Consider the following 16,130-nt stretch of genomic DNA (forward strand, 5'->3'; position numbering starts at 1 on the left):
TACTAAAGGAGAATGATTACAATCAAGTGTGATACAAACATTGAAAGATTGCATCACATTTGATTGACAATGGCGATTATATTTCCACTTTCCAAAGCTTTGTTGTTTCAATTCTTGATTATTGGATTTTACAAGATTTTTATTTTGCCAGCCGATAAATACGATCACGCATATAATACCAACCAATGACCAGTGCCGGTATAATGATAATCAATGAACCAACCGTCCATGAGCCAAGCGGGTAATCGACCGCCATCAAGACCACAACGCCAAACAAAAACAAAAGCGTCAAAAGACCCGTGTAAGGCGCACCACACATCCGGAATTCAGTCGGGGCTATTACTTTTTTGCGCACCAAAAACCACAATTTGAGTTGGCATAAAATAATCACACCCCATGCCGTAATAATTCCAAGTGATGCCATATTAAGAGCAATTTCAAAGGCCGCTGCCGGGACAACAGCATTGAGCACCACCCCGATGGCTGTGACTAAAGCCGTCATGGCAATACCGACATAAGGAATGCCGTTTTTGCTCATTTTACCCAAAGCGGAAGGTGCAGAACCGGAAATAGCCATCGAATGTAAAATCCGCCCTGTCGAGTAAAGACCGGCATTGAGTGATGACAGAACTGCCGTGAGCACCACGAGATTCATAATAATATCAGCCCCGTCAACACCAATCTTGCCAAAGAAAGTAACAAACGGGCTTTCACCGGCGCTATAACTGCTAAAAGGTAACAGCATGGTCAATAACAGCACGGAACCAACGTAAAATATCACCAACCGATAAATCACTGTACGAATGGCGCGCGGCATAATTTTGCGGGGATCTTCCGTTTCACCAGCTGTTGTGCCGATCAGTTCCATCGAGGCATAGGCAAAAACCACCCCTTGTATCACCACAAGAGCAGGTAATATGCCGTGAGGGAAAAATCCGCCACCTTCAAGAATGAGGTTGAAACCAGGCTGATGTCCGTCAATAGGCGTGCCCGTCACAACAAAATAAATGCCGATGCCAAGAAACAAGACGAGCGAAAGCACTTTGATCAGGCTCAGCCAGAACTCCAGTTCGCCAAAGACTTTGACCGACAATAAATTCATCGACAGCACGAAAATAAGAGCTGTCATGGCAAACATCCATTGATCAATGCTTTGCAGCCAAGGTACATAATGTTTGAAGAAATTCATATAGAGAGCCACGGCTGTCACATCGGCGATTGATGTCATGGCCCAATTGAGCCAATACATCCAGCCTGCCACAAAGGCCATTTTCTCACCATAAAACTCGCGTGCATAAGAAACAAAAGAGCCGGAACTGGGGCGATGCATGATCAACTCGCCCAAGGCACGCAGAACCAAAAACGCGAAAAATCCGCATAAAGCATAGACAAAAACCAATGAGGGGCCGGCCTGTGCCAAACGCCCGCCAGCGCCCAAGAAAAGCCCCGTACCAATTGCGCCTCCCATGGCAATCATCTGGATTTGTCGCGGCTTCAGCGCTTTATGATAGCCGTGATCTTCTTCTTTAAAAATTTCATTTTTAATATATTCTCTTGTCATCAAGCCTCCCCGAAAGCCGGGTTTGATGACACCTTTTAGCAATATAGGTTGTATTTTTATTTTATACTTCAACAAGCTCAAGTAATAAACTGAAATGCTAATTGGTATCATTATCATTAATAAAAATATTTCAGTTTCTTTTATGCATTTAAAATGAAAATAAAAATCCTAATAAATTGCGGGTAATTTTATTTGTTACCAGTTTAACTAATTATTTCTTATGAAATTTCTTTTTATTTGGTGTAATCCAATTGAAATGCATATTTGCACGTCTTAGATTTCTGCACAGTGAAATCGATTAATTTTGCTGTGTCTGCTTTGTGTACGATATCTGACGCAAACAGCCAGAATATAACAAAACAATTTCAAGGTTATGCTACATTAGTCTAGCCTTATGCAAATTCTCTTTAACTCACCGGCACACAGGAGTAATCGCACAGAGTGTTTGTCTGTGCGAGAGAATCATATTTCACCGGCATGCATGCAGAAAACAAAACAGAATATTTCTTTAGATTTTGGAGGGGAAATATTCTGGCAGATGAATTGTGAGGCATACTGAATGGATACTGCATCAGGACACTCCCGTGCTCATTCCGGTGAGGAAGAACCACATCTGGCGCGAAATCTGAAAAACCGACATTTGCAATTGATCGCTATCGGCGGTGCAATTGGTACGGGGCTTTTCATGGGCTCGGGAAAAACAATTTCACTTGCAGGTCCGTCAATCCTGCTGGTTTACGCAATTATCGGCTCCATGCTGTTTTTTGTGATGCGCGCTTTGGGCGAATTGCTGCTTTCAAATCTGAATTATCGCTCTTTTGCTGACTTTGCCGGTGACTATCTTGGTTCATGGGCACAATTTTTTACCGGCTGGACTTATTGGCTTTGCTGGATTGTAACCGGTATTGCCGATGTGGTTGCTGTTGCTGGCTATATGTCCTTCTGGTTTCCGGAACTGGCATTATGGATACCAGCTTTAGGCCTGATTGTAGCACTTATTGCATTGAACCTGCCTAATGTACGCAATTTCGGTGAAATCGAATTTTGGTTCGCACTCATCAAGATCGTCGCCATCGTCGCTTTGATCATTACCGGGGTGGTTATGCTGACATCGGGTTATACATCACCCAATGGCACTAAAGCTTCCGTTGCCCATTTGTGGGATCAGGGCGGTTTCTTCCCGAATGGCTTCTTTGGTTTTGTAGCTGGTTTCCAGATTGCCGTTTTTGCCTTTGTTGGTATTGAACTTGTCGGTACTGCTGCAGCTGAAACTGAAAATCCGGAACGCAATCTGCCGAAAGCAATCAATTCGATCCCTGTTCGTATTGTGCTGTTCTATCTCGGATCGCTCTTCGTTATCATGACGGTAATGCCGTGGAACCAGATTGATCCAAGCAGCAGTCCGTTTGTTGCCATGTTCTCGCTGGCAGGTCTGGGCATCGCGGCTCATGTGGTCAATTTCGTAGTATTGACCTCGGCAGCATCAAGTGCGAATTCCGGCATCTACTCAACATCGCGTATGATTTTCGGTCTTGCCAGCTATGCTTTGGCGCCCAAAACACTTGGTAAACTGAACCGTCGCAAAGTGCCGGTCAATGCGCTGTTTTTCTCCTGCACCTTCCTGCTCGCAGGTGTTGTGCTGCTCTATGCCGGACAGAGCATTATTGAAGCTTTCACCATTGTAACCACAATCTCAGCATTGTTGTTTATCTTTGTCTGGTCGATCATTCTGGCGTCTTACGTACAATATCGCCGTAAACGCCCTGATCTTCATGCAAAATCAAAATTCAAAATGCCGGGTGGTTATGCTGCTGTCGTAATGGTGTTTGCATTCTTTGCCTTCATTCTCTGGGCCTTGACACAGCAAGCGGATACGGCGCAGGCTCTGCTGATTACACCGGTTTGGTTCGTGCTTTTGGCAGTCGTTTATTTCATAATGCCTAAGAAAAAAGCTTAAAAATAAAAAGGCCACTCAACTGAGTGGCCTTTTTAAATTGTACATGAAACAGCAATCAGAAATTCGCAGTCAACGACGCATAGAATGTGCGGCCGGGGCCTGGTTGCAATACAAGGCTGAGCGGATCAACATAATATCTGTCTGTCAGGTTTTCGATACGCAAACTTGCGGTGTAATTATCGTTGATTTTATATTCGGCGAATACATCCACAAGCGTATAAGGTTTCCAGTCAACCAATGTGATGAATTGAGACATGCCTTGTCCGGTAACATCGCCATGACCAACCGCACGCGACGACGTATATGAAATACGACCGCCAACGGTAAGCGCATCTTCAAGCAGTTTTTGCGACAGTGTCAGATCAATACCATATTTAGGCGGGATCTGGTTGGTTGCATAATCTGCATAAAGAGACTTGTTTTCGCATGTGCCTGCATCGCGACAGAATTCAACATTGAGATAATAATTGGCGGCCAATGTCGCTTCAAATCCGCCGACCGTGTAATTTGCCGACAATTCAAGACCTGCAAAACGGGCTCTGTCGATATTGCGGATACCAACATTTTGCGAATTGGCATATTTACGAAACTCGCGGGCGATATAATCTTTGACGTCCCAGTTGAAATAGCCAATTTTCACCATTGTGCGGTCATCATCGGCGAATATATCATCGTGGATGAAATTCGCTCCGATTTCCCAATTGCTGGAACGTTCCGCTTTGGTGTCTTCATTCACCGTCATATTGAAAGCAGAAACTGCTTCCATAATACTTGGTGCACGCAAGGTGCTTGAATAATTGGCATAAAGCTGAGTGCCTTTAAATGGCTCTACAGTCACACCCAATGACGGGCTCCAGCCATCCTGTTTGAGACGTGCTTTACCATAGACCATATCAGGATGATCCATATGCATCGAGCTTCGATCACGTGACCACATTGATGAATAACGTAAACCGCCATTGATGGTCAGCCAGTCAATCGGCTTATAGGCTGTTTTGATATAGGCTGCTGCTTCCTCGCGTTTGCCATCACGCAAATCCAGCCAGCTGTCATATTTTTTTGTATCCGCAGATGGCTTGGTGGATTCCATCTTATATGAACCGCCAAAAGTAAGATCAAAATCACCTAGATCTGTTTCAAATTGCGAGCGATTGCTGACATCACCACCCCATGTCCAAAGATCAGGCCCTGACTTGAACCCTGGAGGAGGATTGTTGCTGCCGCCATAAGCTGTCGGGCTTCGTTGTTTGAGCTTGGTGCCCCAAAGATTGGCCTTGAGATTGATCAGGTCATTACCTGCCGGATCCCACCGATATTTGAATGTACCCGTATGGGCATCAACATCTGTTGTAAGTTCTTGCTGGACAGCTTGCTGGGTTAGCCCTTTGAAATTTGATGCCATCCGGTCACCGGCTTCGCTTGAAAAGCCGGTATAGCCAAGTTGGATACTATGACCATCACCAAACATCACCTTGCCTTTAAGCAGGGTTGATTTGGTTTCGAGCTGGGTGTTGAGCACCTGCTCGCCAGCGCGGTAATTAGCTATTCCTGTATTCTCAATATAGTTTGGAAACCAATTGTGATTAGACGGATTATCGCAGTAATAGAGACACGCGACCATGCCGCCGCGATCAATTGCCTCTGCCGCAGGGCCATGCTTACCGGCATGATAATTACCGCGTTTGCGATAGGCATAACCGGCTAATAATTCTACATGCTCATCCTGCATGGCTGCAACAATGCTACCTGAGCCATTGGTTGGCTTGAGAAAAGCCGGACGGTTCATTGTTGCGTCAGATGCCTCCGCAGTTGAATGATAATATGGATCAAGGTCAGGATTTTGCGGGCCGGAATAGCCCCTGTTGTTGATTAAATATCCTGCTTTCGTGTCTGCTTCCGGCTTACTGGAATTTGTGCCAAAGCCGCCCTTAACACGCAGGCCGAAGCGGTTGCCTTCCTTGACAATATCACCCGCTTCAAGGGTGCGCATAGCAATTGTTCCGGCTATACCGCTGGAGGCAGCATCCGAGCCTTTTTGAATATCAATACCGCCGAGAAAATCCGGATCGACAAATGTACGGTTCGAAATGCCCTGATAGCCCTGATAGACATTGACAGCGTTTTCCGCACCATCAATCGTGGTGGCAACACGTCCCATGCCCTGCATGCCGCGAATATTGACGTCAATTGAGCCCGCACCATTACGCGATTCACCTGATGAAACTCCGGGTGTACCGCGGAAAATATCAGCAGGACTTGAACCACGGAAACGTTCAATATTCTGCTCTGAAATATAGGCTGTCGGTGCTGCGGTATGATAAGGGGCATCAACCGCTGCTGTTGCCGCATTTGTCACGGTAATTGTATTAAGCAAAAGGCTGCCGTCAGGAGCTGTGGTATTTTGCGCATTATCGGACGGATCTCTGACAGTGAGTGTTGATCCTTGTATGCGATACTGCAGATTGGAGCCGGATAAAAGTTGGCGCAATGCCTGATCACGGGTCAGATTGCCTTGCAGCGTGGGACTGCGTTTACCGGCAATCATATTTGACTGCATCAAAAGTTTAAGTCCGGCACGATCTGCGAAAGCAATCAGCGCTGACCCCATATCTTGTGAGCGGATATTGAAATTTATCGTTTGCGGTGCGGATGTTTGAGCATTTGCAATGCTTCCCGAACCAAATTGAAGAATTGCGATAAATGCAACAGAGGTCATAAGACCAATTTTTTTAGTCTTTTGGGATAGAGAAAACTGCTTTGCTTTTATCATGCCCTGCATAAAACTTACCGCCTTTTCATTATTATTTCCGGTCTCCGCACAAGCAGATTTTCCGGCCTCATAATTTAAAGACGAAAGGAGATGCAGAAGATGGAACCTTAAAAATAAAAAATTTGACCTTTTTAATCATATTTTTCTGAAAGCTGAATTCGGGCGTATAATTGTTACATATGGCAGACGTGTAACATAGACAGGAAGCGTGTTTTCAATTGCCTGAAGAATTTCTTCAGGCTGTGTCAAATCGAAGATACCCGTAATTTGTAATGCATATAATTGGTCACTGGCGAGAATGATTTTTCCAGAGCGGTAACGTTCCAATTCGGCAATAACATCACCAAGTGGCTTGGCATTAAAAATAAGTTTGCCTCTGCGCCAAGCCGTTTCCATTTCGACATCCACATAATCCTGTAAAGATACAGCACCATCTTCCAGATAGAAAATACGGGAATTGGCCTGCACGACCATCATATCACGGTCTTTGAAATGATGATCGACATTGGTTGTGACACCGACTGTCCCTTCAATAACAGTTACCGAAACCTGACGTGGACGAATATCGATATCAAATATAGTGCCCAATGCGCGGGTCTGCCCGTATAGTGCATCCACAATAAATGGACGTGTGCGATCCTTGGCAACGCTGAACAAAGCCTGCCCCTCATACAAGGTCAGGCGTCTCTCTTGCTCAGTAATTTTGACAGATAATGCTGAATTGGCATTCAGTGTAACAACTGAGCCGTCCACAAGCGTTACAGCACGTTGCTCGCCTGTGCCGGTGGTATAATCGGCAAAAAGGCGTGGCCCGATAAGACCGGTTTGATAAAGAGCCGCACCGCTCACAAATGCCATTGAAAGCCCAAGCAAGGAGCGTCTTGTCAAATGGCGCTGTTTGGCGGTTTTGTTGATGCGTTTACCGGCCGAGCCAATGCCGTACCACAAGCTTTCAGCTTCTTTTGCCGCCATTTCATGCTGCGGGCTTTGGCGACGCCAATTGTTAAATTTTTGATAGTCTTGTTCGGTTGCACGCCCGGAACTTAAATAAACAATCCAGTCGATTGCTTCATCGCTTAAGCCAATATCCGCTGAAGATTGATTATTTTTAATCATAATGCGCTGTTGATTTGGCGGAAATGATCGCGGCAATGACGCAAAGCTTGCGTCAAATAACGGGTGACCATTCTTTCAGATACATCCAAGCGCCGCGCAATTTCATAATGGGTCAGCAAATCACATCGCGCCATCAATAATGCGCTACGCGGTTTGGGTGGCAGTTGCAATAAAGCATAGACCAACTGACGCAATTGATCGCGGTCTATTGCATGTTTTTCAGGGCTCGGCGCGGTATCCGCGACTGTTACAAGAATTTCTTCATCGCTCAGACAGGCTTTGGTGTGGCGCTGCTCGCGGCGTAACAAATCAATGACAATATTATTTGCAACGCGCAGAATAAACGCGCGATTATCGCGAACCTCGTAAGGGCGGCTTTCTATATTTGACAACCTGACCCATATTTCCTGAATAGCATCTTCCGCCAATTCATGAGAATTGGTTCGTTTTTTCAACATGTCCCGAAGATATTTCAGCTGTTGAAAATAAACGGACATCAGATCTTCAGAATTTTCGGCGGATTGAATGCTCATCATATGGTCTGTTGTTCGATTCAGGTTGACCGAATAATACTAGACCAAAAAACTCAAATTTAATAGCGGGATTTTTTTATCAAAATAATCGGAATCATCACAGCTCCTGCCTCACTCAATTCCTACATAAATTCATATGATAACTCATCAGATGTGAAAAAAATGCGACACAATCGGCTTGCCAGCACATAAACGGTATGGACGGTTGCACCCTGACTTTTATGGATGGTCGCCGCATAGCCATAATCTGTTGACGGCGCTGCACCTCAATATCGGCATTACCCTTGATACGATCCGATTGCTCTCCCTTTCGATCGATACCATCAGCAGCCGGGCCGCGGTGCATCGCGGGTTTGATAGATATGCCACGTTCCGAATAGAAACGATGATCAACGCGGAAATCAAAACCATGCTGCGCAAGGTGTTGATTTTGTGTTTCCGCCCAAGACTTCCGAAGAGCTGGAATAAGCTCTTTGTCAACGCCCGAATTGCCGATAGAGCACATGTCCGTTCTTGGAGAATTTCGGATTGCCTTCAGCATCCAGCGAACGGATATTTTTAGTCCCATTGCCATGTTCGGCAAGAGGGCGCAATACCGACATTATGTGAACGTGCGGATTGCTTCGGAGGTGAGGTTCACAATTTTTTTCCACAGTTTGCCAGCACAACTGGCTCCATCATGGCAATTTCCAGAATTTCGCTGGAGGGGTGTTCATATCTAAGATATGAAAATTGTTTCGTGTTTCCATTCTTATTTTTAATTGAGTTTCACTAAGTTTTTTTGTTTATATTTGCCATCACCATTGCCTGAATGGATAACTCCCCTGCCCGCGCTTTTGATGTGAGTGTACGCAGATATCCGCCGGCTGATTGGATATGGTTGCAGCGTTGTAAAATGCACGCAATTGCAATTGCTGTGTCTTCATGCCCCATTTGATCCAGAGCATCCTGATAGGCTGATGTGGAAATATTCAAATAATTTCGTACTTGTGCGGTGGTTTTGATAAAATCACGCCAATTTTTAATGCCATCAACGGCATAATCTGCAATTTCAGGGCAAGCTTTTAAAACAAGATTGAGTGTTAAAAACGGATGTCTTGTTTGAGATTGAGGATTTAATCCAACTTCTGTTTCAATCTTTTCTAAAGCTGATTCAGATTCAATATAGTAATCAGTATTGGATTCATTATGCTGCCGCTCATTTTGGCAGTCATTGCCGCTCATATTTTTGGAATTTTCATTTAATTTCAGTGTTTTATCAACATCCGTCCGTAGTGCGTTCAATTCTGTCAGAATGGTTTCAAGCTGATTGAGTGTGGCGCGGCGTGGCAGAGCGTCTACAATTGCTCTAAATTTGTTGAAAAGCCCCTCCCAATTACCCGACATAGTTTCAGTCAATGCTACATCAATGAGCTTTCCGATGTCACGACGCTGAAGGGTAATGCGCTCTCTGGTGCGTTTCAGTTTGAGATTGCTTTCAGCAACACTTTCAGCTGCTTGCACGATTTCATCATAGCGTACCAGCAAAGGAGCCAGCGAAAAGCCGAAAGCTTCCTGGACAGCACCTTGTTTGTTTTTATGGGCATAGCGTTTGCCGTTCGGGCTGTCACGTCGAATGATAAGGCCTGCATTGACCAATGCTGCCAAATGACGGCGCAAAGTCGGGTCAGGCATGCCATGCGCGCGCAGCGACAATTGCTTGTTGGAAGGAAAGACGACGAGACCGCTTTCTTCATTCAAACTTATTTCGGGATAAAAAGACAATAGAGCGCTGAGCACTGATAAAGAACGATCGCTGATATTGAAATGCGAACGGCCTTCACAAAGCGCTTTATAAAGTTGCCATTTATCGACTTTTTTATCTTTTAAATTGGATTTGCGGGCAAAATGTTGCGCTGACAAAAGGTCAAACGACATCACCCGCCCCCCGAAAGGGGTCGTTGCAAACTGCACATCCATGGTTCTTTACCCTTTAAATTCAGGCAAAAGAAATTTGTTCGCCAAAATGACGTTCCCACACTTGACAGGGATTCATGGAAATGCGATTCTAAACGTGCTTAAGGTTTGAGAAGGGCTTCCATGACGGAAACGTTTTGGTGGCCTTTTTCTTTTGCGGTTGCGCTCCTGGTTACATCCTGATATTTAAACGATTTTCACCGTTTTATTGTCGCTTGAAGGCTTCGTATAAATCATCCAGCTGATTGGTTATAAAATCAGCGAATTTTGTACTGTCAGCGGCTTCAATCGATAATGTCGTTTTCTTCAGGCTCCTCTTCACCGACACATTCACGGCCCTATCTATAGCATCCCACCGGGTGCTGTTGGATAAGTTTTTTGGTTTTTGTATGGGTTGCGCCTGTGCTTTTTGGCGAGCAATGAGTTTGCTCGAGAGTTTCAGGAAGCGCTCATCAGAGCTAAGTGCTTTAAAATCACTGTGTGAAAGCAGAGTTTCGATTGTTTGATCGGGCGTGACTTGCTGCCATAATTTGGCAAATTCTTCCCAGCGGCCGCGGCCAATGCCCGGTGCTTTGCCAATCGCATATAAAACCGGTTTTGGCAGCGTCTGACCAATGCGGATCATCTCGGAAATATGTGATTTGCCGGTGGAAAGGGAAGCGCAAATGGTTTCACGCTTAAAGCCTGCTTCTTCCTGCGCCACCGCAAACAAACATTTTTCGATGAAAGAGAGATCTTCACGGGCGGTGTTTTCCTCACCCTGAAAGATCACCGCTTCTTCATCGCTTAAACTGCGAATGGCAGTTTTAAACTTGATGCCCAGTTGTTTAGCGGCGGCAAGACGCCTGCGACCATAAACAATCTGAAATTTACCTGGTTGATCATCAAGCGGGCGCACGAGTCCTGGAACAATCTGGCCGCGCTCTTCAATGGATGCCACAATTTCGGCAATGGCGGCATCATCATAGGCGCTGTCAAAGCGGTCATCGATGGTGGACGGCAGAATGCGTTCCGGCTCCATCTCGACGATCTGATCGGCGTTTTTCAGCAAACGTTCAGCCAGTTCACTGCGTTCTTGCATATGGCGTACACCGGCAGCCACTTTCATCAGATGTGGCGAAGCCGAACGCGCGGTAGCTTGTTCGGTTGTTGCTTCTTCATCCAATTTGCCAAGTACGGCGGCAAACATGCCTTTTGAATCTTTTCGGCTCATAATTCACGTCCCCATGCAGTTACAATGAGGTTTTCAATTTCTGCATTGGCAGCATTGATCGATTCAATTGCGCGGTCATAGGTTTTAGGTGCAGAGAAACGCGACCGCTGCACTTCATAAAGACTTTGCTTCCAAGTCAGAGCATCTGAAACGGCTGTGGATTTGGCGACAGCATTGAGCAGCAAATCCTCACCAAAGACCTGCCGCATCAAAGCCTGCATATTCGCTTGCGGATGATCATTGGCTTCAAATTTGGTGATCAGGAATTTAGCAAAATCCCATTGCGCCCCTGCCCCGGCTTCATCAAGAATTTGCATGTATGATGCAGCCAGCTCCAAAAACTTGGCGGTGGAATCGACATCCAGCATTTGCGCCGGCACTGGAATGAGAACACCGGTTGCGGCTGTCAGTGATGACAGAGTGAGGAAGTTGAGCGAAGGCGCACAGTCCAGCAGGATAACATCATAATCATGCGCCACTTGTTCCAGCGCTTGCGAAACGCGCAGCAAGAAACCGGTGCCGCCGCTTTTGCGCATTTCCAACGCCACAGATGTTTCAAACTCGGTGAGTTCCAGACCGGCACAGATGACATCAAAACCGGCAATATGGGTTTTGCGCACGATCTGTTGTGTCGGTATCGGCTCATCAAAGCGGATGGATGAATAAAGCGTATCGCCATCGCGATAATCAAAATTGGGCAAAGCACCATGCAGACTGGTCAGAGACGCCTGCGGATCCATATCAACGGCTAAGACACGATAGCCACGCAAAGCCAGCCAATGACCTAAATGGATGGTGGTTGATGTTTTGGAAGAGCCGCCCTTAAAATTGGTGACCGCAATGATCTGACATTCCTCGCCTTCAACGCGGCGCGGATTGATCCATTTTTTGCGACCGTTCTCGGCCAGATACATCCGCAGCTCCAACACTTGTTCCAGTGTATAAAGACGGCGGCCATTGGCGAGTGTTTCAGGTTCCGGCCCCTGCCCCTTTAAGGAGACCTGACGAATATAGGCTTCGGTGACACCCAAGAGCCCCGCCACTTCGGTGGAGGTGAATTTGCGCATAGTGCGGAAAGCATTTGGCGGGTATTGTGCAAGGGATAAATTATTCAGCGCCTTGTCGAGCTTGCTCGAAAAGGTGTTCATAAAATGCAAACTGCTTAAATGACGAGACAACCGATTTTCTCCTTAAACCGTATATTGCTCTAGACCAGATATGGTTAACAAGCAGTTAACGACCCTCAAAATACGCAAACTTTCCGAAATACGACAATTTAGCGTAGCTTCAATATGGCCGATTCTGATCATAAGTGCAAATGCCCATTTTCAGATCAGTTCCCAGCTGGGAACTTTTCAAATTCACCCTTCAATTTGCGCTTCCTCAATTGATAGTTCCCTGCTGGGAACGGTTTGAAAGACACTTCATTCTTGCTTGACTTATAACTGTCTCTCTATAGTTTCACACCGTCATGGTTTTCCGGTTGACGCCGGAAGCTTAAGAGGGAATCCGGTGCGAGACCGGAGCTGACCCGCAACTGTGAACGGCGAGCATAAAGCCAATATGTCACTGACAGGAAACTGTCGGGAAGGCGGCTTGAAAGCATTGACCCGTGAGCCAGGAGACCTGCCCTGACGCGATGAATTCTGTGGTCGGGGTGTGCCGCAAGAATGCGCCAATGGGTACAAGCAAACCATATGCGCATTTTCTGTCCGCCTCATTTGCATTCGGGGTGGAGATTAAATGGATCAGTGCAGTGTTAAAGACAATCAATCCCCTGCAGCGCCTGTCGCGCAAGAGGCGGTGATTTTGCTGGCTAAATCCGCCTTTGCCGCCGCCCCGCATCAGGACATGCAAAGATTGGCTGAACTTGCAGCCGTGCAATATCCGCAGGCTCACATTATCTATGCCTTTAGCGAGCAAGGCCGCCCTTCATTCAAACAAGCTTTGTTGGAACTTAGTCGCCAAAATTTCAAACAGATTTTAGTGCTGCCGCTTGTCTTGCCGATGGAGCCTAGCTTTCAGCTTTGGATCACCAAGATGCTGCGCCGTTGGCAGCAGGAAAGTGACCTGCCGTGGCCGGAAATCAAGTTGGGAGCAACGCTGGATAAAAGCCCGTATTGGGCAGCACTTTTGAAAGGCCTGTTGCATGAGACGGCGCAATCCGTTCCCCTCCCCCCAATGGAAAAACCATTTAATGAAGGTTCGCTGATACCGGCGCAAAAATATCGTATGCTGGTTTGCGAAGGACGCGCTTGTCAGGCGGCCGGTGCTGACGCGATATGGTGCCATTTGCGCAATGAGCAAGAGCGGCAAAAATTGCGCATTGTCGGCGAGGGCATGATGAGCGCGCAGACCAGTTGTCTGGGGCCGTGCAATTTGGCACCGGTGGTGCAGGTTTTTCCTGATGGTACTTGGTATGGCGGCGTCACTGAACAGGCGATTGACCGCATCATATCCGAGCATTTGCTGCAAGGTTTGCCGGTTAATGATTTTGCCTATAGCGCTACGGGTAAAAAACAACGCTTGCGCGGATGATGACAAGCACTTTGATTTTTCTTAACAACTTGATCCTGCAATCGCATTCTCAATGGAGATCTATATGCGTCTGACTTTAAAAAAATGGCTGGCTTCGCTATTGGTGGTGTCGGCACTTACGGCGGTCAGCACTGTTGCTTACGCGGCCGAAACTTTGCGCATTGGTCAAAGCTTTATGACCAATGGTCTTGATCCGGCGAAAGGCTCCAACGGCTGGGCGCTGGCAAGTCATGGTGTGGGTGAAAATTTGTACACCGTCAATCAGGCTGGTGAATTGGTGCCGGAATTGGCAGATAAAGCCGAGCGCATCGATGATCTGAACTGGAAAATCACGCTTAAAAAAGACCGGTTATTTTCTGATGGCACGCCGGTGACATCGAAAGCGATTGCGTCCGGTTTCGACAATACTTTTAAACTCAATAAAGCGGCACATGCCACCGGTGGTCTGATTGCTTTTGAAGCACCGGATGATTTGACCCTGATGGTTAAAACCGAAAAGCCGGTGGCGCTCATTCAGGCATTATTTGCCGAATGGCCGCTGATTGTTTATAAGCTCAACGATAAAGGCGAGGCGATTTATACCGGCCCTTATGCGATTAGTGATTTTAAGGCCGACACATCGCTTGATCTGATTGCCAATCCGCATTTTGAAGGCGCTGAAAAACGTTCACCTGTTCACTTGCAGAAATTCGGCGACAGTCAAAGCTTGGCGCTGGCATTTGAATCCGGCGAGCTGGATTTGGCCTTTGGTTTGCCGTCTGAAATAGTGCCGCGTTTGAAAAACAATACGGATTTGACCCTTAAACCTTTTGATGTCGGCTATCAGTATTTTGCTTTCCTCAATACAGGTCGCCCTGCTCTGCAAGATGTGCAGGTGCGTCGCGCCATTGATCTGGCGCTTGACCGCACACAGCTTATTCAATCGATCAATGCTGGCAATATCGCCACCGGAGCTTATGCGGCTTATTTCCCGTTTGCGTTGCAAGAGCCGCGCTTTACTGATTTGGATGAAGCCGAGAAAATTCTTGATAGCGCTGGCTGGGTTAAAAACGCGTCCGGTGTGCGTGAAAAAGACGGCAAGCCTTTGTTGTTGCTGGTTGCCACCTACTCGCAGCGTGCCGATTTTGTCACCATGTTACCGGTGATGAAATCAGCGCTGATGGCAATGGGTGCGCAGGTGGAAACAAAAATCGTTGAAAATGGCAATGAATATGGCGCCGAAGGCGATTTTGATGTCTTCTTATGGGCACAACATACCGCGCCAACCGGTGATCCGGCCTTTTTCCTTAATTCCATGTTGCGTTCTGGTGCATCGCTTAATTTCAGCCGCTACGCAAGTGCCGAATTCGATAGCATCATTGATGGTTTTGCCAACGAGACCGATATGGCAAAGCGTGTAGACATAGCACGTTTGGCGCAGGAGAAACTCTTTGAAGATGTTCCGGCCTCTTTCCTCGTTTCGCCGGTTTGGACAGTTGGCCTTTCCAAGCGGTTGGAAAACTACCAGCCATGGGGCTCGGATTATCATGTTTTGCGCGCGGATATGGGCGAGTAAAACAGGATCATGATAAAGGCAATCATCCACCGCGTGACGCGTAGCAGTTTGAGCCTGCTCGTTATTTCACTGTTGGCATTTTACATCATTGCATCTATGCCCGCCGATCCGGTGATGATTGCCATCCGCGCTTGGAACTTGACGGCGACTGATGAAACAGTCGCCGCATTGCGCTCCCAATGGGGGCTGGATCTGCCACTGTTCGAGCGTTATCTGATTTGGCTGAAAGGTTTTGTCAGTGGTGATTGGGGCCGCTCTTTCCGTACCGGCGAGCTGGTTCTGGATGAGTTTATGCGCCGCCTGCCCGTGTCATTGGCACTGGGTCTAAGCGGTCTGACACTAGCCATTTTATTGGCCATTCCTTTCGGTTTTTTTGCTGCTCTTAAACCAAAAGGCGCGGTTGATCGCGTCAGCCGTTTTTTATCCATCTTCGTGCAGACAATGCCGGGCTTCTGGATTGCGCTTATTTTATTATGGTTTTTCGGGGTTTATTTTAAAATCCTGCGTCCATTTTCTGGTAACAATAGTGCCTATATTTTGCCAATTATCATTATCAGCCTGCACTCGCTTGGTGTGCTGACGCGTGTTTACCGGCGTGATTTGATTCATACCCGTGAACAGGCTTATTTCACCACTGCGCTTGCCAAGGGGCTATCGATGCGTCAAGCCTGTTGGCATCACGGCCATCGCTCAGCCCTTTATGCGATGCTCAGCGCTGTTCGTTCAGAAGCGGGCTGGGTGATCGGCAGCACAGCGACAATGGAAATTTTGTTCAACCTGCCGGGCATTAGCCAGTTTTTGGTGCAGAGTATTTCGGCGCGCGATCATATGGTGCTAGTTGCCTATGTGATGGTGGTGGCACTTTGGATGATGGTGCTCAACGCGGTTATTCTCACTCTATTGAACCGCTTGGATCCGCGTGCCGCATGAG

13 protein-coding genes and 1 riboswitch are annotated in these 16,130 nt (G+C 46.9%); of the genes, 4 read left to right on the forward strand and 9 right to left on the reverse strand.

What is annotated here, in order from left to right:
* Positions 1-139 precede the first annotated feature (139 nt).
* Positions 140-1,561 (reverse strand): amino acid permease, encoded by a 1,422-nt coding sequence (locus JNC77_RS08260; RefSeq protein ID WP_374831350.1) that lies wholly within the window; start codon positions 1,559-1,561, stop codon positions 140-142.
* A gap of 559 nt (positions 1,562-2,120) precedes the next feature.
* Here JNC77_RS08260 and JNC77_RS08265 point away from each other — a divergent pair.
* Positions 2,121-3,518, forward strand: coding sequence for an amino acid permease (locus JNC77_RS08265; RefSeq protein WP_374831352.1), 1,398 nt, complete (start codon positions 2,121-2,123; stop codon positions 3,516-3,518).
* A gap of 55 nt (positions 3,519-3,573) precedes the next feature.
* On the opposite strand, the gene JNC77_RS08270 is transcribed toward JNC77_RS08265, so the two are convergent.
* The 8 genes from JNC77_RS08270 to repA all read right to left on the reverse strand — a co-directional run bounded on the left by JNC77_RS08270 (position 3,574) and on the right by repA (position 12,284).
* Positions 3,574-6,234 (reverse strand): TonB-dependent receptor domain-containing protein, encoded by a 2,661-nt coding sequence (locus JNC77_RS08270; protein WP_374831354.1) that lies wholly within the window; start codon positions 6,232-6,234, stop codon positions 3,574-3,576.
* Between the two features lie 189 nt (positions 6,235-6,423).
* On the reverse strand, positions 6,424-7,404 hold the full coding sequence (locus JNC77_RS08275) for a FecR family protein (protein ID WP_374831356.1): 981 nt from the start codon (positions 7,402-7,404) through the stop codon (positions 6,424-6,426).
* Entirely contained in the window at positions 7,401-7,937 is a 537-nt protein-coding gene (locus tag JNC77_RS08280) for an RNA polymerase sigma factor (RefSeq protein WP_374831358.1), read from the reverse strand. The genes JNC77_RS08275 and JNC77_RS08280 overlap by 4 nt, the downstream gene beginning before the upstream one ends.
* Before the next feature lie 115 nt (positions 7,938-8,052).
* Positions 8,053-8,442 (reverse strand): MobA/MobL family protein, encoded by a 390-nt coding sequence (locus JNC77_RS08285; protein WP_510186617.1) that lies wholly within the window; start codon positions 8,440-8,442, stop codon positions 8,053-8,055.
* A complete protein-coding gene (locus JNC77_RS17655) occupies positions 8,414-8,539 on the reverse strand; it encodes a hypothetical protein (protein WP_510186618.1) in 126 nt (41 codons plus the stop codon). Before JNC77_RS17655 ends, JNC77_RS08285 begins: the two co-directional genes overlap by 29 nt.
* Before the next feature lie 169 nt (positions 8,540-8,708).
* A complete protein-coding gene (gene repC, locus JNC77_RS08290) occupies positions 8,709-9,896 on the reverse strand; it encodes a plasmid replication protein RepC (protein WP_374831362.1) in 1,188 nt (395 codons plus the stop codon).
* A gap of 202 nt (positions 9,897-10,098) precedes the next feature.
* A complete protein-coding gene (gene repB, locus JNC77_RS08295) occupies positions 10,099-11,106 on the reverse strand; it encodes a plasmid partitioning protein RepB (protein ID WP_374831364.1) in 1,008 nt (335 codons plus the stop codon).
* Positions 11,103-12,284 carry a plasmid partitioning protein RepA gene (gene repA / locus JNC77_RS08300; protein WP_374831365.1) on the reverse strand — a complete coding sequence of 394 codons (1,182 nt, stop codon included), beginning with the start codon at positions 12,282-12,284 and terminating at the stop codon, positions 11,103-11,105. The genes repB and repA overlap by 4 nt, the downstream gene beginning before the upstream one ends.
* 277 nt (positions 12,285-12,561) lie before the next feature.
* A riboswitch (cobalamin riboswitch) is annotated at positions 12,562-12,754 on the forward strand.
* Positions 12,755-12,849: 95 nt separating this feature from the next.
* On the opposite strand from repA, the gene JNC77_RS08305 reads away from it, so the two are divergent.
* The 3 genes from JNC77_RS08305 (at position 12,850) to JNC77_RS08315 (ending at position 16,129) form a co-directional block, all read left to right on the forward strand.
* On the forward strand, positions 12,850-13,644 hold the full coding sequence (locus JNC77_RS08305) for a (2Fe-2S) ferredoxin domain-containing protein (protein WP_374831367.1): 795 nt from the start codon (positions 12,850-12,852) through the stop codon (positions 13,642-13,644).
* Positions 13,645-13,708: 64 nt separating this feature from the next.
* Entirely contained in the window at positions 13,709-15,199 is a 1,491-nt protein-coding gene (locus tag JNC77_RS08310; RefSeq protein ID WP_374831369.1) for an ABC transporter substrate-binding protein, read from the forward strand.
* Positions 15,200-15,208: 9 nt separating this feature from the next.
* Positions 15,209-16,129, forward strand: coding sequence for an ABC transporter permease (locus tag JNC77_RS08315; RefSeq protein WP_374831371.1), 921 nt, complete (start codon positions 15,209-15,211; stop codon positions 16,127-16,129).
* Position 16,130 lies beyond the last annotated feature (1 nt).

This window comes from Paenochrobactrum pullorum (assembly GCF_041929845.1).
Lineage (GTDB): Bacteria > Pseudomonadota > Alphaproteobacteria > Rhizobiales > Rhizobiaceae > Paenochrobactrum > Paenochrobactrum pullorum.

What these genes read in the sequence shown, in the direction of transcription:
- JNC77_RS08260 (WP_374831350.1), bottom strand. Translation starts at nt 1,561, where the DNA reads ATGACAAGAGAATATATTAAAAATGAAATTTTTAAAGAAGAAGATCAC.
- JNC77_RS08265 (WP_374831352.1), top strand. Translation starts at nt 2,121, where the DNA reads ATGGATACTGCATCAGGACACTCCCGTGCTCATTCCGGTGAGGAAGAA.
- JNC77_RS08270 (WP_374831354.1), bottom strand. Translation starts at nt 6,234, where the DNA reads ATGACCTCTGTTGCATTTATCGCAATTCTTCAATTTGGTTCGGGAAGC.
- JNC77_RS08275 (WP_374831356.1), bottom strand. Translation starts at nt 7,404, where the DNA reads ATGATTAAAAATAATCAATCTTCAGCGGATATTGGCTTAAGCGATGAA.
- JNC77_RS08280 (WP_374831358.1), bottom strand. Translation starts at nt 7,937, where the DNA reads ATGAGCATTCAATCCGCCGAAAATTCTGAAGATCTGATGTCCGTTTAT.
- JNC77_RS08285 (WP_510186617.1), bottom strand. Translation starts at nt 8,442, where the DNA reads ATGTGCTCTATCGGCAATTCGGGCGTTGACAAAGAGCTTATTCCAGCT.
- JNC77_RS17655 (WP_510186618.1), bottom strand. Translation starts at nt 8,539, where the DNA reads ATGTCGGTATTGCGCCCTCTTGCCGAACATGGCAATGGGACTAAAAAT.
- repC (WP_374831362.1), bottom strand. Translation starts at nt 9,896, where the DNA reads ATGGATGTGCAGTTTGCAACGACCCCTTTCGGGGGGCGGGTGATGTCG.
- repB (WP_374831364.1), bottom strand. Translation starts at nt 11,106, where the DNA reads ATGAGCCGAAAAGATTCAAAAGGCATGTTTGCCGCCGTACTTGGCAAA.
- JNC77_RS08305 (WP_374831367.1), top strand. Translation starts at nt 12,850, where the DNA reads ATGGATCAGTGCAGTGTTAAAGACAATCAATCCCCTGCAGCGCCTGTC.
- JNC77_RS08310 (WP_374831369.1), top strand. Translation starts at nt 13,709, where the DNA reads ATGCGTCTGACTTTAAAAAAATGGCTGGCTTCGCTATTGGTGGTGTCG.
- JNC77_RS08315 (WP_374831371.1), top strand. Translation starts at nt 15,209, where the DNA reads ATGATAAAGGCAATCATCCACCGCGTGACGCGTAGCAGTTTGAGCCTG.